We start from the raw sequence: 21459 nt of genomic DNA, 5'->3' as shown, positions 1-21459 counted from the left end.
AAATAGATATGGAAAGATCACTTAGCTTCAGTACATTATTCTTTTATCGCACCCCAACATTATTGTTTCTGTTATTACTCTTTCCTGTTCTGGTTCAGGCTACGGAATCCGTTTATGAGCAACAGATTCAACAGGCGCGTAACGGTAATTACACGTCGTTTCTCGATTATCTTCAGCGTTATCAGCAGCAGCATGCCCTGACGCCTGAACACGTTGCGGACTGGTTACAGGTGGCGGCCTGGGCAGGCCATGATGACGAGGTTATTCAGGTCTGGCAGCGCTACAGCATTTATATGCCGCTGCCCGCCCGCGGCATTGCGGCTGTCGCACAGGCCAGGCGAAATCAAAAAGCGTGGCAGCCCGCTCTGGCGCTCTGGAAAGAAGCGCGCAGCCTTGAGTCGGATAACGACGATTATCGTATCGGCTATATCAAAACCCTGGCCGATGCCCGTAAAGATACGCTTGCCCTGCAGGAAGCCCGACAGCTGGTGGCGGAGGATCCCTCGCAGGCGCATCTCCAGACACTGGCGTACGTCTGGCAACGCCAGGGAAAAAGCTGGGATCGGCTTTTAGCCGACACGCGCGCGCTGGATATCGCGCCAGAAAATCACGCGCTTCTTCGCGAGCTGATCGACGCGCTAACGGATAACCGGGTCAATACCCCCGCGCTCCTGCTTTCACAAAAGATGGCGCTGTCCCCCGCGGAACGTCGTCGTCTTGAGCTGAATGCCGCGGCCGAAAGCGTTCGTCTTGCAGATGTGCCAGGCAGAACAGAAAAAGAGCGCCTGCAACTTGCGCAATCTGCACTGAATCGTTACGACGCGCTGCTGTCTCGCTGGCAAGGCGAGCCACAGGCGGCGGAAGACATCGTCCTTGCGCGTATCGACCGGCTCGGCGCGCTCTACGCTCATGCCGATTACCCGCGGGTCATCAGCGAATATCAGGATCTGACGGCAGCCCGTCATCCGGTACCGGGCTGGGCAATCGGCTGGGTGATCTCCGCATACCTGCAGGAGAAAAACGCTGCCGCCGCCTTCGCGCTTCTGCAACGCTATCCGCAATACGCATCTGACCCGCAGGACGAAGAGCACGCGCTTTTCTACGCCTGGCTGGATACGAGAGAGTATCCGTCCGCCCGCCGGTATGCAGAGCGCCAGACCCGCAACGTTCCCTGGACCCGTTACGATTTCGGCTCCCCTACTCCTCAGCCGAACGATCGATGGCTTACCGGTCAGTCGCTCCGTTTTAACTATTTGCTGGCGACGAATGCCCTGCCGGAAGCCGAAAAGCTTGCGCGACGTCTGGCGACAACGGCGCCGGGCAATCAGGGATTGCAGATTGACTACGCCACGCTGCTTCAGGCGCGGGGTCTGCCGCGCGCGGCGGAGCAAACGCTGAAAATGGCGGAGGCGCTGGAGCCCTCGAATCTGGAGCTTGAGCAGCAGCAGGCTTACGTCGCCATGGATCTGCAGGAGTGGCGGCAGATGGATTTACTGACCGACGATGTCGTCGCCCGCGCGCCGCGCTATCGCAGCGCCAGGCGTCTGGACAGGCTCCGTACCGTCCACCATATGTCCGAGCTGCGCCTCAACGCGAGCAAGGGTTTGCACTCCGATAACCCCGTCAGCGGGACGCACGACCTCAACTGGGACGCCACGCTCTATGGCCCGCCCGTAGCGGATAACTGGCGGCTGTTTGCCGGCACCCGCTATGCAGAGGGTAATTTCGATGAAGGCAAAGGCTCCAGCCGTCACCTGTTGGGCGGTATCGAATGGCGGCCACGCGATCTCCAGCTCGAAGCCGAGCTCTCCAGCAACCGCTATCACGGGGCTAACAAGCCGGGCGCTCGCCTCTCAACAACGTACTTTGTCACCGATAACTGGCAGGTCAGCGGCAGCCTTGAGCGCCTGTCGCGCACCACGCCCCTGCGGGCGTTACGCAACGGGATCAGCGCCAACCGGGGGGAAGGCGGGGTGCGCTGGTATCAAAACGAGCGTCGTGAGTATCAGTTCAACGCCGCCCTCAGCCGCTTCTCGGACCATAACCGCCGACAGGAATACACCCTCACGGGTAAGGAGCGTCTCTGGCAGACACCGTCCCTGACGCTGGATCTCGAACCGGGGATCGCTGCCAGCAAAAACAGCCTGCGGGACACCCTCTATTACAACCCGGCACGGGATCTTTCCGTGACGGCCGCCCTGGCCGTTGACCATGAGATGCTCCGCCATTACGACACCCTCTGGAGCCAGCAGTTCGTGGCGGGAGGCGGCCGCTACTGGCAGAAAAATCAGTCCGCTGGCGCCATCGCTCTGCTGGGTTACGGACAACGCGTTCAGTGGAACAACGTCATGGATACCGGCGTGATGCTGAACTGGGACAAACGGCCTTACGACGGCAAACGCGAGAGCAACCTCTCCGTCACGTTTGATGCGACTTTACGCTTTTAAGGATGATGATGATGAACACACGTTTTTCCGCGAGCCTGATACTCATCGGCTGGCTCTGCCTCAGCGCGAGCGTCTGCGCGCAGGCATTTTCGTTTATTGCGCCCAAAGATCGGCCGCAGCTTGAGGCGAGCAAACCCTGGCCGCAGAACCAGTTTCTGGTACTGGCCTACCACGACGTCGAAGACGATGCCGCCGATCAGCGCTACCTCTCCGTGCGCACCAGCGCGCTAAACGAGCAGATAAGCTGGCTGCTGCACAACGGTTATCACGTCATCAGCGTGCAGGACATTCTCGATGCCCATGACGGGAAAAAAACGCTGCCGCCCAAAGCCGTTCTGCTCAGCTTTGACGACGGCTACAGCAGCTTTTACACCCGCGTCTGGCCGCTGCTTCAGGCGTGGAACGTTCCTGCGCTGTGGGCGCCGGTGGGCAGTTGGGTGGATACGCCGAAAAATCAAAAAGTTAACTTCGGCGGCCTGATGACGCCCCGCGATCGCTTCGCGACGTGGGACATGGTGCGCGAGCTCAGCCGGTCTCCGCTGATTGAAATCGGATCGCACACCTGGGCCTCGCATTACGGCATCCCGGCTAACCCGCAGGGCAGCCGCGAACCGGCCATCGCCAACCGCTTTTATGATAAAGCGACGGGCCGCTATGAAACCGATCGGCAGTTCAACCAGCGGATCGGCGATGACGTTCGCAAAGTGACTGACAAAATCACGCAGGTAACGGGCAAGGCGCCGCGCGCCTGGGTCTGGCCCTATGGTGCCGCCAACGGCACGTCGCTCGCCATCGCCAGACAGCAGGGTTACCAGTTGGCCTTTACCCTTGAGGACGGGCTGGGGAACGTTCAGGAGCTGGGCAATATCCCTCGTCTGCTGATCGCCGGCAATCCCTCGCTCAAGGCGTTTGCCAGTACGGTCAGCCAGGTTCAGGAGCGCGAACCCGTGCGCGTCATGCACGTCGATCTCGACTACGTTTACGATCCCGATCCGGCCCAGCAGACCCAAAATATCAACAGGCTGATCCAGCGGGTCTACGACATGAAAATCAGCCATGTTTTCCTGCAGGCGTTTGCCGACCCGCAGGGCGACGGCAGGATCAAGGCGCTCTATTTTCCCAACCGCCAGCTGCCGGTCCGGGCCGATCTCTTTAATTTTGTCTCCTGGCAGCTGCAAACCCGCGCGGGCGTGAAAGTCTTCGCGTGGATGCCGGTGCTCTCGTTCGATCTCGATCCTGCCCTGCCGCGCGTGCAGCGTCGGGATCGTCAGACCGGCCGGTTAAGCGATGCCACCGAGCCCTATATCCGGCTTTCTCCGTGGAACCCGCAGGTGCGCCAGCAGGTGACGGACATCTATGAAGATCTGGCCCGCTACGCCAGCTTCAACGGGATCTTGTTCCATGACGATGCGGTGCTGACCGACGTGAACGATGGCGGGCAGGACGCCGCTCAGAACACCACGCGTCAGAAAAGCCAGCTGCTGATTGGGTTTACCCACGCCCTGAGCCTGGCGGTGAAGCACATCCGCGGCCCGCAGATAAAAACCGCCCGCAATATGTTCGCCTTACCCATTCTGCAGCCCGAAAGCGAAGCGTGGTTCGCGCAGAATCTTGACGATTTTCTGGCGGAGTATGACTGGACGGTGCCGATGGCCATGCCGCTGATGGAGTCCGTCCCGGCAGACGAAAGTGATGCCTGGCTGGCGCGTCTGGTGAAAGCGGTCGCCACGCGTCCCGGCGCGCTCGATAAAACCATTTTTGAACTGCAGGCCAGGGACTGGGATCGGAAACCGCAGCGCGCCGTTTCCGACAGCCAGCTGGCACAGTGGATGCGCGTACTCCAGCTGAACGGCGTCAAAAACTACGGTTACTACCCCGATGATTTCATCAACAACCAACCTGATATCTCACGCATCAGGCCTGTATTTTCTTCGTACTGGTACCCTGACAATGACTGATCGCATTATCGCCTTTTCCATTTTATGTCTGGTATTCGGGTTGCCGTTAGGCGTGGCCGCCCTCTTTACCGGCGAGCTGATTCTGGACTTTGTGTTCTTCTGGCCGCTGTTCATGTCCGTGCTCTGGATAACCGGCGGGCTCTATTTCTGGTTTCAGCTTGAACGCCACTGGTCGTGGGATAAAGAGACGCCCGCCCCGACGCTCGCCGGTGAGCCGCTCATCTCCATTCTTATCCCCTGCTTCAACGAGGGACGAAATGCCCGGGAGACCATCAGCGCCGCGCTGGATCAGCGGTATGAAAATATCGAAGTTATCGCCATCAACGACGGCTCGTCTGACAACACCGCGCAGGTGCTGCAGGCGCTGGCGCAGGAACATCCGCGCCTGCGGGTAATTAATCTCGCGGAAAACCAGGGGAAAGCGCTGGCGCTCAAAGCCGGTGCAGCGGCGGCCCGGGGCGATCTGCTGGTCTGCATTGACGGCGACGCCCTGCTCGACCGCGATACGGCAGCGTATCTGGTGGCCCCGCTGATTCAGTATCCCCACGTCGGGGCGGTCACCGGGAATCCGCGTATCCGCACGCGCTCCACGCTGATTGGCCGCATCCAGGTGGGCGAGTTCTCATCCATTATTGGGCTCATCAAGCGGACACAGCGGATCTATGGCCGGGTCTTTACCGTCTCGGGCGTCATCGCCGCCTTTCGCCGACAGGCGCTGGCGGACGTCGGGTACTGGAGCCCGGACATGATCACCGAAGACATCGACATCAGCTGGAAGCTGCAGCTGCGCCACTGGGATATCTTTTTCGAGCCACGGGCGCTGTGCTGGATCCTGATGCCGGAGACGCTCAAGGGCCTGTGGAAACAGCGTCTGCGCTGGGCCCAGGGCGGCGCGGAGGTGTTTCTGGTCAACCTTCGCAGGATTGTGCGCTGGGAGCATCACCGCATGTGGCCCCTGTTTCTTGAGTATGCCCTGTCAACACTGTGGGCCTTCGCCTACGCGATGACGGTGCTGTTATTTATTCTCAGCCATATCGCTCCTGTTCCTGCCAGGCTGACCGTGGAGAGCCTTTTTCCACCAGAGTTTACCGGGCTACTGCTGGGCGTGATGTGCCTCCTGCAGTTCCTCGTCAGTTTGTACATCGAGCGGCGCTATGAACGGAAGGTGGCCAGCTCGCTTTTCTGGGTGATCTGGTTTCCGATGGTGTACTGGATGATCGGCCTGTTTACCACCCTTGTCGCATTTCCAAAAGTCATGCTTAAACGCCAGCGTGCCCGCGCGCGCTGGATCAGTCCGGACCGGGGAAAAGGACGCATTTAATGAACGAAAATACCTTAATTCTGACCGAACATCGGCTGCTGCCACGTCTTTTCGATGCCGCGTTAACGCTGGTGGCGTGGGGAGGCTTTCTGTTTTTCCTGTATGCCCGGCTCTGGATGCAGCTCACCGAGGAGAGCGACTACCACTGGGGCGTCATTATTGCGTCTTTTAATACGGTGTTGCTCTACCTGCTGTTTGCTGCGCTCAACGGCTGGCTGCTGATTTTGTGGTATCAGTACAATCGCCGTCGGGCCCACGTGAGGCGGCGTCAGCCGGGCTATTTTCATCAGGAGGAGCTGGCCCGCAGCTTTAATGTTTCACCGCAGATCATCTCCGAGATGAGCCAGTACAACCTGCTGACGGTCTATCATGACCAGATTGGCCGCATCATCGATCTGAAGATCAACGGGCAGGAAGAGGAAGAACAGTAACGAAACGCCCCCGCAGGATACCCTGCGGGGGCGTTTTTATTGCAGGTAAGAGCTACTTATCTTTAACCACGATCAGCGGCTCAATATCGCTCTCTTTCTTCACCACCAGCGAGTCATCGCCGCGCAGGCAGGTCCCACCGTAGTTCCCGCCCACGGTAAAGGTACAGACCTGAATGTACTTACCGTCGACGTTTGGCAGGCACCAGAGCTGCTGGTAGATGTTTTTACGGTCGACAAACTTGCCGCTGGATTTATCCAGCAGTTCGTCCTGGGCGCTGATCAGGTCGATATTGCTGCCGCAGCGTCCGGCAATCGGCTTGACGGCGTATCCGGTCTGCTTCAGCAGATCGTTGACCTCAAAATCGGTGTCGAGCAGGTAACGGTGGTTCGGGAACAGCTGCCACAGTACCGGGAGAATCGCCTTGTTGCCGGGAATGACGGTCCACAGCGGTTCAAAGACCAGCACCTCCGGGCGCAGCAGGACGTCAATCAGGCGCACTTCGCCTTCAGGATGCCCGGTCCGGATCGGCACGGCGGCGTATTCGGTTTCGCTGACCTCACGGATCTGCTCAATCGCCGTCTCCCACGCCCAGGTTTTCCACACGCAGTTGACGTGGCGACCTTCGTCGTCAATCAGCTGTCCGGCGGCATCCCAGCTGAGCGCCCCCAGCCCGTGGAGGATTTTGGTCTCGAACCCGGCCTGCATCAGCGAACGCTGGATAAAGAGCGCGTGATAGTCCTCTTCGACATCGTTGTCCTGCATGATGTGAACGAATGGCCGGGCGTGGCTGTGCTTCCAGGCGCCGGTCAGTTCTTCCAGCAGGCCTTCTGCCGGGTTATGCCCGTTGCCGCGATAGCCATTTTTCACCCACTCCTCAAGGATAAGCCCGCCCTCGGTATGGCAGGAGGCGGAGTCGGCGTTGTACTCGTAGACCTTGATGCCGCGCTCATCCATGCAGAAATCCATACGACCGGTGATCATATGGTGACGACGCCACTGCCAGGAGAGGCGCAGGCGCGGCCAGAGGATTTTCGGGATGTCGAAAAGCGCCAGCAGGCTGTCGTCTTTCAGCACCTTATCCGTGGCGTGCAGGTACATCAGGTGCAGCTCGTTGGTGGCTTTGATCAGCTCCTGTTCCGCGCTTTCGGTAATGGTGAAGTACTGACAGGGATCTTTGTTGATCACGTGACCGTTGGCGCGAACATACGCCTGCTGCAGCGCGTCATTTTCGTTGAGCCACTTGCCGTCGAACTGACGTTTGTTTTTCAGCCGCGCGCCGCTGATTTTCAGCAGTTCGCCGTCGATTTCCGGCTGGGGAATGCTGTGTTCCGTATCCTCGGTCTGGATCATCCAGCCGAGAATTTCCGTGTCGTTGAAGGTGTCGTGGATTGTATAACACCCGTTTTCCACGCTCAGGCGCAATTCGCGCGTCCACTGCTGCCCGAGCGGCAGCGGGGAGTGAATGACGTTCTGCTCGGCGATACGCACCTTATCGTCCAGAAGCTGGGTGATCACCGCCACGTGGCCGGTCTCATGAAACTCGCCGCCCTTTTGCCAGATCAGCAGCGCTCCGGCGCACGGCGCACGTTTTGAGCCGTTGGCAAAAGCCTGAAGGGGCAGAATGTTATCGTTCACCACCTGACGTAAAAAGCGCAGAGAGAAAATTTCCCACGCCATACCGACGTCGGTAAACACAAAGCCATAGTTGAGGAACAGGAAACGGCGGGCAAACTCAACGCACTGCCACTTGTGGCCCATGTATTCGTTGCCGATGTAGCTGCGAAAATCCGCGTCTTCCGGATAGTTTCGCGGGTCCAGACTGCTGTAATTTGAAGAGTAAATCGCCACGCCACCGGGCGCATAGCCTAACAATGTCCCGAATGGCGCATCACTGCTTAACGTTCCTTTACGCATGTATCCAACCTAAAACAGGCAGGCGGCAATTTTTATAGGTTGTCGTCGTCTGCACGTTGTAATTAACCTGACAGAGGAGCGTTTATCATACACCTGCGTGGTAAATAATTCGCCTTACCCGGCCGACAAAACACAAAACCCTGTAGGTCGGGTAAGCGAAGCGCCACCCGACACGTTTAAGGCTCACATCTTAAACAACCAGCATGCCGCAAAATGTCCTGGCGCGATCTCCTGCATCGCTGGCTCCTGTGTCTGGCAAACCGGCATGCTATGCGGGCAGCGGCTGCAGAACTTACAGCCCGGCAGCGCGGACGTAGGGCCGGGCATTTCGCCGCGCAGGGTTGCGTCTTCGAGGTTGCGAATGCGCGGGTCGGGCTGGGGAACCGCCGCCAGCAGCGCGCGGGTATAAGGGTGCGCCGGACGCTGATACAGCTCATTCGCCGGAGCCACCTCCACCAGCTTACCGAGGTACATCACCCCAATGCGGCTGGAGATATGACGCACCATCGAGAGATCGTGGGCGATGAACAGATAGGTCAGCCCCAGCTCCTGCTGCAGATCCTGCAGAATATTCACCACCTGCGCCTGCACCGAGACGTCCAGCGCCGAGAGCGGCTCATCGCACAGCACAAATTCAGGGCGTACGGACAACGCGCGGGCAATACTGATGCGCTGGCGCTGCCCGCCGCTGAACTCATGCGGGAACCGCTCAAGGTGCTCCTGCTTCAGCCCGACTTTGTAGAGCAGCGTTTCCGTCCGTTCGCGCTGTTCTTCACGGCTGTAGCCGTGGATCTGCATCGGCTCGGCCACCAGCTGTCGTACCGTCATGCCGGGGTTAAGCGAGGAGTAAGGGTCCTGGAAAATCGCCTGCATCCGCTTACGCAGCGGCTTGAGCTCTTTTTCGCGGGCGTGGGCAATCGCCTGTCCGGCAAAGTGGATTTCGCCCGCGGTGATATCGAAAAGGCGCAGGATGGCGCGCCCGAGGGTGGATTTCCCGCAGCCGGACTCGCCCACCAGGCCAAACGTCTCGCCGGGCTGGATATCAAAGCTCACGCCATCAACCGCCTTCACGTCCGTGCCTTTACGCAGCAAACCGCCGTTAAGCGGATAGTGTTTGCGCAGATCGCGCACGCTCACTAATGGCACCTGTTGTTCACTCATGCCTGAATCTCCTTATCGGCCCATAGCCAGCAGGCGGCGCGATGGCCCTCTCCCATGGCGTAAAAAGCGGGCTGCCGTTCACACTGGGGCATGCGTTTCGGGCAGCGTTCGGCGAAAGGGCAGCCCGGCGGCGGGTTAAGCAGGCCAGGCGGCGCGCCTTCAATGGGCGATAAACGTTGATTAACCTCATCCGGGCGCGGCAGCGAGGCCAGCAGCCCCTGGGTGTAAGGATGCGCAGGGCGATAAAAAATGTCTTCCACGCTCCCCTCTTCCATTACCAGCCCGCCGTACATCACCACCACGCGGCTGCAGACCTGCGCCACCACGCCGAGATCGTGGGTGATCAGCAGAATCGCGGTTTGGGTCTGCTGTTGCAGGCTTTTCAGCAGACGCAGGATCTGCGCCTGAATGGTGACGTCCAGCGCGGTGGTCGGCTCATCGGCAATAAGCAGCTTCGGGTTGCAGGAGAGCGCAATGGCGATCATCACCCGCTGGCGCATCCCGCCGCTAAACTCGTGGGGATACTGGTCGTATCGGCGTTCCGCCTCGGCAATCCCCACCTGTTCCAGCATGGCGATCGCCGCCGCTTTGGCCGCTTTTTTGGTCAGCCCTTTATTGCGCATCAGGATCTCCGCCATCTGTTTGCCGATGGTCAGCACCGGGTTCAGGGCGGTCATCGGATCCTGGAAAATCATCGCGATCTCGTTGCCGCGAATAGCGCGCATCTGCGCAGGGGTTTTCTGCGCCAGATCGTCATTCTGGAAGCGAATGCTGCCGCCGGTTATCCGTCCGTTGTTCCCCAGAAGCTGAATGATCGACTTACAGGTAACGCTTTTCCCGCAGCCCGACTCGCCAACAATGCCGACAAGTTCGCCCGGCTGCACCTGAAAGCTCACGCCGCGCACCGCGTGAACCTCGCCCTCGCGGGTGCGGAAGGTGGTTTGCAGGTTCTCAAGCGCTAACAGGTTACTCATCGCGATTCGCTCCTGGCTCAAAGGCGGTACGGAACACATCGCCCAGCACGTTAAAGCTGAACACCGTCAGCAGGATCAGAATGCCGGGGAACATCGCCAGCCACGACGCTTCGCCAATATACGACTGAGCGTTGTTGAGCATGCTTCCCCACGACGCCGCCGGCGCCTGCACGCCAAGCCCAAGGAAGCTGAGCGTCGACTCCATCAGAATGGCCGAGGCGATATTGAGCGTGGCGGCGACGATAATGGTCGGCAGCACGCCGGGAATAATGTGGCGCACGATAATGCGCAGCGGGTTTTCACCCGACGCGCGGGCATAAAGCACATACTCGCGCTCTTTCACCGATAAGGTTTCTGCGCGCACCAGCCGCGACATGTTCATCCACGTCAGCAGGCTGATGATCAGAATGATGTTATCCACGCCCGGCTTGAGGTACGCATTAACCACCAGCAGCAGGAAGAAGGCCGGAATGGCCATCAGGATATCCACGGCGCGCATCATAAGGTTATCCAGCCAGCCGCCAAAATAGCCGCTTACCGTTCCCACCACCGTACCGATAAGCGTGGAAAAGAGCATGGCGAGAAAACCGACCATCAGGGAGATCTGGCCGCCATACAGCGCGCGGGTAAAGTAGTCGCGTCCATACTCGTCGGTGCCGAACCAGTGTGCGGCATCCGGCGGTAGCGTGCGTGCGCCGAGCGCCATCCGATCCGGATCGTACGGACTTAGCCCCGCACAGAGCGCGGCGACAACGAAAATAAAAAGCACAAACAGGGAGAACTGCGCCGGACGATTGCGGCGCAGCTGGTGACGAACCTGCTGCCAGCGTCTGCTCATCCGGGTTACCTCAGCGTACGAATGCGGGGATCGGCGAAGCGATAAAGCAGATCGGCGATCAGGTTACCGACGATCAGCATCATCGACGAGAGCATGATGATCGCCATGATCAGCGGATAGTCCAGCGAGGCGATCGACTGGATCCCAAGCAGCCCCATCCCCGGCCACGAGAAGACGCTTTCCGTCACATAGGCCCCCACAATCAGCTCACCAAACGACAGGCCGAACAGGGTGATCACCGGCAGCAGCACGTTTTTCAGCACGTGGCGGAACAGAATGCTGGAACGCGTGGCGCCGTAAGCCAGCTGGGTCTGCACGTAGTCGGCCGAGAGTTGCGAGATGGTGTTGGAGCGGATGTAGCGCACATAGCTTGAGAGGTTGTAGAACGTGAGGGCAATACACGGCAGCACGCCGTGACGCAGCACGTCCAGCGCATGATCTTCCATGCCGATGGTGCGCATCCCCATGCTGGGGAACCAGTTAAGCTGCACGGCAAAGACCGTAATGAGCAAGATGCCGAACCAGAAAATCGGCACCGAGATGCCGATATAGGCAAACAGATTAAGCACGTGATCCAGCCAGCGGTGCTTAAATGCCCCCGCCAGCAGGCCGAGCGGGATGGCCAGCACGATCGCCAGCAGCAGCGACGCGCCCATCAGCCCCAGCGTGGCCGGAATGCGTTCGCCGATCATCTCCAGCACCGGGCGGTGGTAGATCAGCGAATAGCCGAGATCGCCCTGCAGGACGTTTTTCAGCCACAGGACGTACTGCGTGACCAGGGGCTTATCCAGCCCCAGGCTCTGGCGGATACGTTCGATATCTTCCGGAGCCATACGCGGCGTAATGTACGCCGCCACCGGATCGCCGGGCGCGAGTTTGACCAGCAAAAACGCCACCAGTGAAATAAAGAACAGCATCGGCAGCAGCTGCAGCAGCCGACGCGTGAGAAGTGTGTTCACGACATGCCCTTACCAAGGCCCCGACCCGACGGTCGGGGCAATCGCTTATTTCTGATAGATTTTTGACAGATCCTGGAACAGATAGACCGGTTTCGGCTCCGCTTCCTCGGTACCGCCAAAACGCTTGTCCACCGCGACGGTCGCATTGGTATAGGCGATCGGGTAGTACGTCATGTCGTTCGCCACCGTTTGCTGAATTTGCTTGTAGATATCAGCCCGTTTCGCGGCGTCAGTTTCCACGGCGCCTTTATCCCACAGGGCATCAAACTGCGGATTTTTGTAATGCGCGTAGTTATAGGCTTCGTTGCTCATGAACAGCGATTTGTAGCCGTCCGGCTCGGAGCCCATGATGTAGCCGCCCAGGTTCAGCTCCCACGCGGTGTTGTTCATATCGAGGCTGCGCTGGGACATGGCGTTGGAATCCAGCGGCATCAGCTCCACGCTCACCCCAATGCCCTTTAGCGCCTGCTGAATATAGAGCGCCATGCTCTCCTGGGTTTTGTTGGTGTTCACATACGCCAGGCGCAGCTTGAGGTTGTCCGGCGCGCCGGATGCTTTAAGCTGCTCTTTGGCCTTTTGCAGATCGAATGTGTACTGTTCAACGTCATCCGTTTTGTAAAGCGTATCGGGCGTCAGGAACGAGGTCGCCGGTTTGGCGTAGTCCAGCGAGGTAAAGGCGGTCTGGGTCAGCTCGTCTTTGTTGATGGCGTAAGCAATGGCCTGACGGAGTTCTTTGCTCTTCATCACCGGCACGTTCTGGTTGAACGTCATATAGGCCAGGCGGCCTTCCGGATAGACCACGAAGTCAAACTTACCGGTATTTTTCAGGCGGTTCACATCCTGCGGGTCAACCATCTTGAGGTTGATTTCCCCGTTTTGCAGCGCCAGGTTGGCGGCGTTACTGTCTTTGGCGAAACGGTAGGTGACCGAATCAAGCTTCGCTTTGCCGTTCCAGTAATCGTCAAAACGGGTCAGGGCGTAATATTGTCCGGCGCGGTACTCTTTAAATTTGAACGGCCCGGAGCCGACCGGTGCATCGTTTTTGCTGCTCTTTTCCAGGTCGCCTTCGCTGGCGAACACGTGCTGCGGGATCGGGTAGATCTGTACCAGCGTGCCGGTAAAGGCCGCGCTGACCTGCGGTAAGGTAAACTTAACGGTGCGGTCGTCAACCTTGCTTACCTGTACCGGCTTATCGCCGTAGGTGAACATGCTGCGGAAGAAGCTGTGCTGTTTGGCATCCAGCAGCTTATTGAACGTAAAGACCACGTCGTCCGCCGTCAGCGGCTGTCCGTCCTGCCATTTCAGGTTGGGTTTTAACGTCAGGTTGTAGCTCAGGTTGTCGGCGGAGGGCGTCAGGCTTTCCGCCAGGCCCCACTCAATCTTACCGTTGTTGAAGCTATAGAGCGGGGCATAGAGCGCCTGCATGATGGTTAACGTGGTACGGTCGCTGGCATAGAGCGGATTCACGGCTAACGGATCGCCGGAGGTAATACCGATAATCAGCGAACCGCCCGCTTTTGGCGCGTCGCTTTTTGCCGCAGGGGGCGTATTGGTCTCTTTATTTTTCGCATCATCACAGCCCGCCAGGCCTAACGCGATCGAAACGACCACTGCCGATAACAGAAGCTTGCGCATCTCACTAACTCCTTGCCTTATAAAGTGTTTATGACTGCATCTTTTATTTATGTTGAAGCATCATATGCAGCTTTTTCCATTAACGCATTAGTTATGAAAATGCGATTTTCGATTAAGCTTATGCCGGATTTGATATATATAAGCAGCAGAAGGAATAGCGGTTAATTGCTTGCGCTCACAACGTTAAACGGTTCACAAATCTCCTGCTACACTGCCTCAACACATCACAAAAAAGGCAGGCCAACATGTCAGACAACACCTATCAGCCCCCCAAAGTGTGGGAATGGAAAAAGAACAACGGCGGCGCGTTCGCCAACATCAACCGCCCCATTTCCGGCGCGACCCATGAGAAAGATCTTCCTGTCGGTTCGCACCCGCTGCAGCTTTACTCGCTCGGCACACCGAACGGCCAGAAAGTGACGATCATGCTCGAAGAGCTGCTGGCGCTGGGCGTGACGGGCGCGGAGTACGACGCGTGGTTGATCCGCATCGGCGAGGGCGATCAGTTCTCCAGCGGCTTCGTTGAGGTGAACCCGAACTCGAAAATCCCGGCACTGCGTGACCACTCCACGAACCCACCAACGCGCGTATTTGAATCCGGCAATATCCTGCTCTACCTGGCAGAGAAATTCGGCCACTTCCTGCCGAAAGATCCCGCGGGACGCACCGAGACGCTGAACTGGCTGTTCTGGCTGCAGGGCGCGGCGCCGTTCCTCGGCGGCGGTTTTGGCCACTTCTACAACTATGCGCCGGTGAAAATTGAGTACGCGATTGACCGCTTCACCATGGAAGCCAAACGCCTGTTCGACGTGCTGGATAAACAGCTGGCGCGCGGTCGCTACGTGGCGGGTGAGGAGTACACCATCGCGGATATCGCCATCTGGCCATGGTTCGGCTGCGTGGCGCTGGGCAGCGTGTACAACGCCGCCGAGTTCCTGGATGCAGAGAAGTACACCAACGTGCAGCGCTGGGCGAAAGACGTGGCGAATCGCCATGCCGTTAAGCGCGGACGCATCGTTAACCGCACCAGCGGCGAGCTGAACGAGCAGCTCCACGAACGCCACGCGGCGAGCGACTTCGAGACGAATACGGAAGATAAGCGTCAGGCGTGACGACTAGCCGGGCGGATCCCCGCCCGGCAACAGAGATCCTTGCTCAGGGCATGATTGGCCTAAAGGTTGAGCCGGTATTGCTGGCACTATCTGTGCGTTTTTCTCACCTCAGAGTGAGAAGTGACGTATCAACCGACAGCAGTCACAAAGGATCTGTTATGAAACTGATTAAAACAACGCTGGTTATCAGCGCCCTCATTTTTTCCACCTCGGGAATGGCCATCGATAAAACCGCCGCTGGCGCGGTAGCAGGCGCTGCCATTGGCGCGGCCACGGGCAAAGATCTGAAATCGACCGTTGGCGGTGCCGTTGTTGGCGCAGGCACGGGGGCTATGTTCAAAAACGGCGACAAAGGTAAAGCCGCGCGTAAAGGCGGCGCCGTAGGGGCTGCCGTGGGCGCAGGTGCCGCGGCGGTTACCGGCAAGAGCGTGCTGAAAGGTGCAGCCGTTGGCGCGGGCACGGGCGCGCTGATTGGTGAAGCGACGCACTGATAAACTTCGCCGGGCGTCGCAGCGCGTGCCCGGCCTCATGGCTGTTCAGTAATAACCCCGCACCCAGTCTCGCATTTTTGCGAGCCGCTTTCCGAAATAGCATTTCCCCTCTGTCGCAGCGATGTTAACAATTGCCAGTCGTAGCCTGAAGATTACAATGCATTTGCTTATCGTAAACTACAGGCTACAATAATGGCTAAGGTTAAACACTACATCACAGCTGACGGGTATGACCCTTTTGATGCATATCTAAGAAGTGTGAAAGATCCCATAGCAAAAGCCATGATTGCCACGCGTGTCGCCAGAATGTCAACGGGTAACTATGGTGATTGTAAACCATGCAGAGAGAGCGTTTCAGAGCTCAGAATTAACCAGGGGCCGGGTTACCGTGTCTATTTCAGCGAAGTCTCCGATCCGGCAGATGGCGCAGTGAGTCTGGTGCTACTGACTGGAACGAAAAAAAAGCAAAGTGCAGATATTGAAAGAGCCGTTGAGTACCTCAACGACTACAAGCGCAGGATATAAAAGGAAATCGCAATGGCTAAATCAGTACTCCATGATGACGCAATGGTACAACTCCTGAAAGATTCTCCGGATTTCGCGCCCGTATATCTTCATCAGGCTTTCATTGAAATTGACGAGCCCGGAGGCTATGAGGCATTCATGCTGGCTTTACGGCATGTTATAGAAGCCTCCGGCGGGATGACTGTCATTGCAAAACGCGCAGGCATTTCTCGCGAATCACTCTACAAATCACTGTCACCAAACGGTAATCCTTCATTTAAGCGTATCGCCGAAGTGGCATCTGCAACGGGATACCCAATATCCCGAATTGCAACAGCAGGATTAAACACAACAGCGTGAGAGCCACTCCAAAATAGGCCGGATGTGCGACCCGGGCAATACATCAATGGTGATCGACATACTGATGCTCAATCACCATCCCTTCCGCCACGCTCGCCACATGGCGTGTTACAAGCAAATAATTTAATATTTAAAAAATATTGACTTACGTTTTTTAAAAAGGCGGCAAGAAATACGCTTGCATGCCGCCTTACCTGTTATGTTAATACTTAATATCCCGCGCTTTTTGCCGTCCGGCCTGTTTCATCTGACGCTTGTCCTGGCGGCAGTCGTGATTACTCTGGTTATTGTTCGCCACGCAGGTCTGCTTCACCTGCCGTGACGCGTCGCGGGTTTCCTGCCTGACATCACGCGCCACGCGTCGTTCCTGCGCCTGCTGGATCGCACTGGCGGAAACCGAGAAAAGCGTCAGAAAAATGAGAGAAAGGACAGGGATAAAAGATAACGATCTGTTCATAGCAACACCTCGTAGAAGAGAGCCCAGAACGTCAGGGATTAGCAAAAGAATAGCAGTTTCAGCGCCGCTGAATGAGGAAGGCATTAATAATATAAGGCCGCACAAGGCGGCCTTATCACGTTGCGTTATGCCGTCAGGCGGAACTTCTGCACCGAGCGCTGAAGATCTTCGGTCTGACGCTCCAGCGCCGCCGCCGCCGCGGAAACCTCCTCCACCAGCGAGGCGTTTTGCTGGGTAACACCGTCCATCTGGGTAATGGCAATTCCGACCTGTGAAATGCCCTTACTCTGCTCCTCAGAGGCCGAGGCAATTTGCTTCATAATGGTCGTCACTTCCGTCACGTCCCGCAAAATCGCATCCATGGTGGTGCCGGTATCGCCCACCAGCTTCGCCCCCTGCTCGACGCGGGACACGGAGTCGGTAATCAGCCCTTCAATCTCTTTTGCCGCATTGGCGCTGCGGCTTGCCAGGTTGCGAACTTCGCCTGCGACGACGGCGAAGCCTCGGCCCTGCTCACCCGCGCGCGCGGCTTCAACCGCCGCGTTGAGTGCCAGAATATTGGTCTGGAAGGCAATGCTGTTAATGACGTTAGTGATTTCAGCAATTTTCTTCGAGCTTTCCGAAATCCCGCTCATGGTGGTCACCACCTCTTCCACCAGCGAGCCGCCGCGGCTGGCGGTGGTTGAGGCTACATCGGCCAGCTGGCTTGCCTGGCGCGCGCTTTCCGCGTTCAGCTTCACCGTGGCGGTCAGCTGCTCCATGCTGGCAGCCGTCTCTTCCAGCGCCGCCGCCTGCTCTTCGGTACGGGAGGAGAGATCGTTGTTACCGCTGGAAATCTCCGTCGCGCCGCGCCAGATATTCTCACTGCCGGAGCGGATCGTGCTGACCGCTTCGCGCAGGCTGTCCTGCATGGCGCTCAGCAGCGGCACCAGCTGGCCCACGCAGTTGCGGCCGAACGGCTCGATGGGCTGGCTGAGATCGCCCTGGGCAATCTGGCGGAACTGCTGGCGAATGCGATCCAGCGGTTTAACCAGCATCGCCACCAGGTAACGGTCGGTGAAGAGCAGGATCAGCAGGCCGACGATCGTGGCGATGATAATCACCGTGCGGGTCATGCTGGTCAGGCCGTCCACCACCACGCGGGTACTGTCGAGCGACTTCGCGGCAGCATTGTTAAACTCTTCAGCCGCCGCACCGAACGCGCGGCTCAGCGGTGGGGTGACGTTGTTGGCCTGCTGACGATAGCCGTCCAGCGCGCCCAGTTTCGCCTGCTGCATTTGCGGCGTCACGCCCTGTTCGAGCAGCGCCTGCCAGGCACCGATCGCCCGTGAAGAGACCTGCTCATCCATTGGGCCTGGAGAAATGGCTTTCATTTCGGCCAGTTTCTTGCCCATGTTATCCAGCGCCTGCTGGGCAGAGGCCAGATCCGGCGTGCCGCCTGCGGCTTTGACTTCCATTGCGCGGCTCAGGCGGGTCACAAAGCGGAAATACTGATCGTTGCCCTGGCTGAGCACCGTCATCTGCTTGACCAGCTGGCGGTCCACCTCGTTGCCATCTGAAACGCGAGACAGGGACCAGGTGCTGTACAAGCCAACACCCGCCCACATTACACAAAAGATCCCGAGAATCGTCAGCATGACGAAACGGATCGTGAAATTACGGAGCATATTCATAAGTCTTCCTTGCCGTGAGGGTGAATTCGCCCAGAGGCGAGTCTTACCCTCGTTATCGGCAGAAACTGGCGAAGTTATACTATTTCGCGCGTAATTTTATAAAAATCTTCACTACCCTGCCGTTCGCCGGAAAAGGATAATCGCCGCGGGGTAAATCTAACTGCACAATACGTGTTTTCATATTTCAGCAGCCGTCAAAATGTAAAACAGGCAAACAGTTAATTAACCTCATGATCCGAAAGGGTTAATATCCCGGTGAATAAGAAGGTCAAAGAACCGCACGACCGGTCAAGAAACCCTTTAATTTGTATGCAAATCATTCAAAAATATTTAGCACATGAATTAATTCAAATTTATTAATTAGATTTAATTATTTAAACGTCAATTATTGCTCGATATATATCTTCAGATTTCATTACATCCTTAGCCGCTAAGAAAGTTCTTATTTTAAATAAATTCAATTAAAAAGAGCCGGACAATTTTCGACTCATCCAGAGAACTTAAAATGCGCAAATTAATGAATCGTACGTTGCTTTCGCAATGTGTCTTAGTGGCTTTAACGTCATTTGGTGCCCAGGCTGCCGTCACTCCCGCTACGCCCTGCCAGCCTGGCGTGACGTCGCAGACCTGCGGCTTATCGAAATATAAAGATAATAGTTTCTATGAAGATCCCGGCGTGACTAATGCCATTATGGCCGACGCCAACGCAAATAATATCTTTATGGATGGAAGCCGTGAATCAGGGGATACCCAATCATTAACCGTTTCTGGTACCGACATGTCCGGCCATTATATTCAGGGCAGCAACGGGGGGACGGCTAATATTACGGTGAATAACGGCGCCACCGTCGATATGATCGAAGTGGGCAATACCGGTGCGACCACCAATACGACGGTAACCATCGATGACGCCACGCTGAATGGCGAAAATGACGCCGGAAGCTACGAGGGCAAGAAAGCCTATATGATGGGTTCCGCCATTTACCTCGACCCCATGGATAAAGGTTACCACACCGTCAACGTTGAGGACGGCAGCATGCTGCACGGCAGTATTCTCAGTGCTGGAGCCGGTGCACAAAATATTGCCATCAGCAACAGCACGATGGATAAAGGCGGTATTTACGCGGGTAGCGATAAATCTGATACCAATATTACGCTGACTAACGCTTCCGTGGATGCCTCGCAGAGCGAAATCGCGCAGAACATCGACACGCTGGCGGTAAAACTGAGCGAATACAAGCCCTTCAGCGACATCAACCTGGATGCTTTTGGCGATGTCGCCATCGCGATGTACGGAACGAAGACTGATTCGCTGGCGCTGAATAACAGCACGGTCACCGGCGACATTGGGGCCTTTAACGAAAACGGCACCACGCTGATTTCACTGACCAATAACAGCGTGGTAAATGGCAATGTGACCGTCGATGGCAACTCCGCAAATTCCGTTCTGGTGGATAACAGCACCGTGAATGGCGAGATAAATACCAGCCAGAATACGGGCAATAGCACAATTACGCTGCAGAACAACGCAACCGTCAACGGTGATATTACAACGGGTGCAGGTGATGATACGGTCGTGCTGACCAATGATTCACATGTCAATGGCAATGTTAACGGTGGTGACGGCAGCGATACTCTGTCAATGGATGCGGGCAGCTCCATTTCCGGACAAATAAGCCAGTTTGAAACGGTAAATACCACCAGCGATAACAGCATTGCCATTGATAAAATTAACGATGCAACCAACTGGAGTTTGCAAAACGGTTCAACCCTGATTGCCAACACCACCGGCAGCAATGCGCTGGTTACCATGAGCACCGACAGCTACGTGAATTTCGGTAATATTACCGGCGCAAATAACGCCGTGGTGGTGAACAGCATTACGCCGTCAGCGCAAAATCAGCAGGGGATAGTCCTGGGGACCTTCACCACGTCGGGCAGCAGTGCGCCGCAGAATTATGCAGCAGCCACGTTTACCAACGGCGACCAGACCGTGGAGAACCGTAGCGGCGCGTATAACTACAACAACAGTCTGAATATTGTTGCAGCCGACAGCGTGCCTCAGGCTCAGCTGACTGCAGATAATAGCCAGAGCTGGAATATTGAATTTAATAGCCAGAAGGGCAACCTTGCGAGCGACGTTCAGGGGCTGGTAGCCGGCCTGGATGCAGCGGAACAGGCCGGGCATCAGGTAGCGGATGACATCAGCAACCACATGAACCAGGTGCATCTGGCAAACCTGCTGGGAGAACAGCAGGACGGTGCGCAGGTCTGGGGCGATTTCCTTTATCAGAACGGTAATTTCAGCAACGACGTCGACTATAAAAGCATCACTCAGGGTGCTCAGGGCGGCGTAGACTGGACGGCGCATCTGGACAACGGCGACAGCGTCACCGGCGGTATCGCGCTGGCATGGACGCGCAGCCGCGTGCAGGACACCAGCGACGGCGCGGATAGCTTCAAAGACAGCGTTTACGGTAACTACTACAGCCTGTATGGCGGCTGGCAGCAGGCGCTGAACGGCCGAACCTGGGGTCTGTTTGCTGACGGCAGCTTCAGCTACGGCGATATGCGTTACTCGCTGTCTGCCAACAACGTGACGGGCGATACCAGCGGCATGACGGAAGCGCTGCACGGCTCCACCGATGGCAATCTGTATCTGGCGCAGGCCCGCACCGGGGTGAACGTGTTGCTGCCAGGCGAAACGCTGCTGCAACCCTACGCCACTCTTGGCTGGGATCAAACCAAAGCGAACGGCTTCTCTGACAGCGAAGTCACCTTTGCCGACAGCCAGGTCTCTTCCTGGAACGGCGGCGCGGGCGTGAGGCTCACCACCACCCTTCGCGATCTGAACAAAAACGTGAAGGTGATGCCGTGGATCGACGCGCGCTTCCAGAAAGAGTTCAGCGATAACACCGACATTCAGGCGGCGGATTATCACAATACCGCCGGTCACAACAACACCATGGGCATCTTTGGGGCAGGCATCAACGCCACCATCGCCCATAACTTCACCCTGACCACTGGCGTCTATGTCGGTACTGGCGATGTGGATAACGATACCAGCGTACAGGCGGGGATGAGCTATAGCTTCTGATTGTCGTCTGATTGCCCGGTGACCTGCGTGTACCGGGCAGTGCGGGACTCAACGTCTGACGCATCCCGGGGAAAATTGCTGGCAGGGAGTTATGCCATCGCTTCTCCCCGGGATTTGTGTTTTGAT

At 57.2% G+C, this 21459-nt stretch carries 17 protein-coding genes; 9 read left to right on the top strand and 8 right to left on the bottom strand.

Features of this window, described 5'->3' with window-relative positions; genetic code table 11:
• The first annotated feature begins 8 nt into the window (after nucleotides 1-8).
• The 4 genes from pgaA to pgaD are packed head-to-tail and all read left to right on the top strand — an operon-like array spanning nucleotide 9 to nucleotide 6157.
• On the top strand, nucleotides 9-2447 hold the full coding sequence (pgaA, locus tag ACMGGE_RS20510) for a poly-beta-1,6 N-acetyl-D-glucosamine export porin PgaA (protein ID WP_420294102.1): 2439 nt from the start codon (nucleotides 9-11) through the stop codon (nucleotides 2445-2447).
• An 8-nt stretch (nucleotides 2448-2455) separates the two neighbouring features.
• Entirely contained in the window at nucleotides 2456-4405 is a 1950-nt protein-coding gene (pgaB, locus tag ACMGGE_RS20505; protein WP_420294101.1) for a poly-beta-1,6-N-acetyl-D-glucosamine N-deacetylase PgaB, read from the top strand.
• Nucleotides 4398-5726 (top strand): poly-beta-1,6-N-acetyl-D-glucosamine synthase, encoded by a 1329-nt coding sequence (gene pgaC / locus ACMGGE_RS20500; RefSeq protein WP_223539558.1) that lies wholly within the window; start codon nucleotides 4398-4400, stop codon nucleotides 5724-5726. The genes pgaB and pgaC overlap by 8 nt, the downstream gene beginning before the upstream one ends.
• On the top strand, nucleotides 5726-6157 hold the full coding sequence (pgaD, locus tag ACMGGE_RS20495; RefSeq protein WP_048224871.1) for a poly-beta-1,6-N-acetyl-D-glucosamine biosynthesis protein PgaD: 432 nt from the start codon (nucleotides 5726-5728) through the stop codon (nucleotides 6155-6157). Before pgaC ends, pgaD begins: the two co-directional genes overlap by 1 nt.
• Before the next feature lie 52 nt (nucleotides 6158-6209).
• On the opposite strand, the gene gss is transcribed toward pgaD, so the two are convergent.
• From gss to ACMGGE_RS20465, 6 genes are all read right to left on the bottom strand, one after another.
• Nucleotides 6210-8072, bottom strand: coding sequence for a bifunctional glutathionylspermidine amidase/synthase (gss, locus tag ACMGGE_RS20490; protein WP_420294100.1), 1863 nt, complete (start codon nucleotides 8070-8072; stop codon nucleotides 6210-6212).
• 183 nt (nucleotides 8073-8255) lie between these two features.
• Nucleotides 8256-9233 carry an ABC transporter ATP-binding protein gene (locus ACMGGE_RS20485; protein WP_420294099.1) on the bottom strand — a complete coding sequence of 326 codons (978 nt, stop codon included), beginning with the start codon at nucleotides 9231-9233 and terminating at the stop codon, nucleotides 8256-8258.
• Nucleotides 9230-10207, bottom strand: coding sequence for an ABC transporter ATP-binding protein (locus tag ACMGGE_RS20480; RefSeq protein WP_031275156.1), 978 nt, complete (start codon nucleotides 10205-10207; stop codon nucleotides 9230-9232). Before ACMGGE_RS20480 ends, ACMGGE_RS20485 begins: the two co-directional genes overlap by 4 nt.
• Nucleotides 10200-11045 (bottom strand): ABC transporter permease, encoded by an 846-nt coding sequence (locus tag ACMGGE_RS20475; RefSeq protein ID WP_021242100.1) that lies wholly within the window; start codon nucleotides 11043-11045, stop codon nucleotides 10200-10202. Before ACMGGE_RS20475 ends, ACMGGE_RS20480 begins: the two co-directional genes overlap by 8 nt.
• Before the next feature lie 5 nt (nucleotides 11046-11050).
• Complete coding sequence (locus ACMGGE_RS20470) at nucleotides 11051-12004, bottom strand: ABC transporter permease (RefSeq protein WP_083261485.1); 954 nt, start codon at nucleotides 12002-12004, stop codon at nucleotides 11051-11053.
• 45 nt (nucleotides 12005-12049) lie between these two features.
• Nucleotides 12050-13639: an ABC transporter substrate-binding protein gene (locus ACMGGE_RS20465; RefSeq protein ID WP_420294098.1), complete on the bottom strand. Its 1590-nt coding sequence runs from the start codon at nucleotides 13637-13639 to the stop codon at nucleotides 12050-12052.
• A gap of 245 nt (nucleotides 13640-13884) precedes the next feature.
• Between ACMGGE_RS20465 and yghU the strand changes: the two genes are divergently transcribed.
• The 4 genes from yghU (at nucleotide 13885) to ACMGGE_RS20445 (ending at nucleotide 16106) form a co-directional block, all read left to right on the top strand.
• Complete coding sequence (yghU, locus tag ACMGGE_RS20460; RefSeq protein ID WP_008499796.1) at nucleotides 13885-14751, top strand: glutathione-dependent disulfide-bond oxidoreductase; 867 nt, start codon at nucleotides 13885-13887, stop codon at nucleotides 14749-14751.
• A gap of 158 nt (nucleotides 14752-14909) precedes the next feature.
• On the top strand, nucleotides 14910-15242 hold the full coding sequence (locus tag ACMGGE_RS20455) for a glycine zipper domain-containing protein (RefSeq protein WP_008499797.1): 333 nt from the start codon (nucleotides 14910-14912) through the stop codon (nucleotides 15240-15242).
• A 192-nt stretch (nucleotides 15243-15434) separates the two neighbouring features.
• A complete protein-coding gene (locus ACMGGE_RS20450) occupies nucleotides 15435-15767 on the top strand; it encodes a type II toxin-antitoxin system RelE/ParE family toxin (protein ID WP_008499798.1) in 333 nt (110 codons plus the stop codon).
• A 12-nt stretch (nucleotides 15768-15779) separates the two neighbouring features.
• On the top strand, nucleotides 15780-16106 hold the full coding sequence (locus ACMGGE_RS20445; RefSeq protein WP_008499799.1) for a DNA-binding protein: 327 nt from the start codon (nucleotides 15780-15782) through the stop codon (nucleotides 16104-16106).
• Nucleotides 16107-16308: 202 nt separating this feature from the next.
• On the opposite strand, the gene ACMGGE_RS20440 is transcribed toward ACMGGE_RS20445, so the two are convergent.
• The gene (locus ACMGGE_RS20440) at nucleotides 16309-16563 is read right to left on the bottom strand and encodes a hypothetical protein (protein WP_420294097.1); all 255 of its coding nucleotides are present in this window, start codon (nucleotides 16561-16563) and stop codon (nucleotides 16309-16311) included.
• A gap of 125 nt (nucleotides 16564-16688) precedes the next feature.
• Nucleotides 16689-18236, bottom strand: a complete 1548-nt coding sequence (locus ACMGGE_RS20435; protein ID WP_126534064.1) for a methyl-accepting chemotaxis protein — start codon at nucleotides 18234-18236, stop codon at nucleotides 16689-16691.
• Nucleotides 18237-18786: 550 nt separating this feature from the next.
• On the opposite strand from ACMGGE_RS20435, the gene ACMGGE_RS20430 reads away from it, so the two are divergent.
• The gene (locus tag ACMGGE_RS20430; RefSeq protein WP_420294096.1) at nucleotides 18787-21333 is read left to right on the top strand and encodes an autotransporter domain-containing protein; all 2547 of its coding nucleotides are present in this window, start codon (nucleotides 18787-18789) and stop codon (nucleotides 21331-21333) included.
• The last annotated feature ends 126 nt before the right edge of the window (nucleotides 21334-21459 follow it).

Source organism: Enterobacter sp. BNK-22 (assembly GCF_048684805.1).
Classification (GTDB): Bacteria; Pseudomonadota; Gammaproteobacteria; order Enterobacterales; family Enterobacteriaceae; genus Enterobacter; species Enterobacter quasiroggenkampii.
This window is presented reverse-complemented; position numbering and strand designations above follow the sequence as displayed.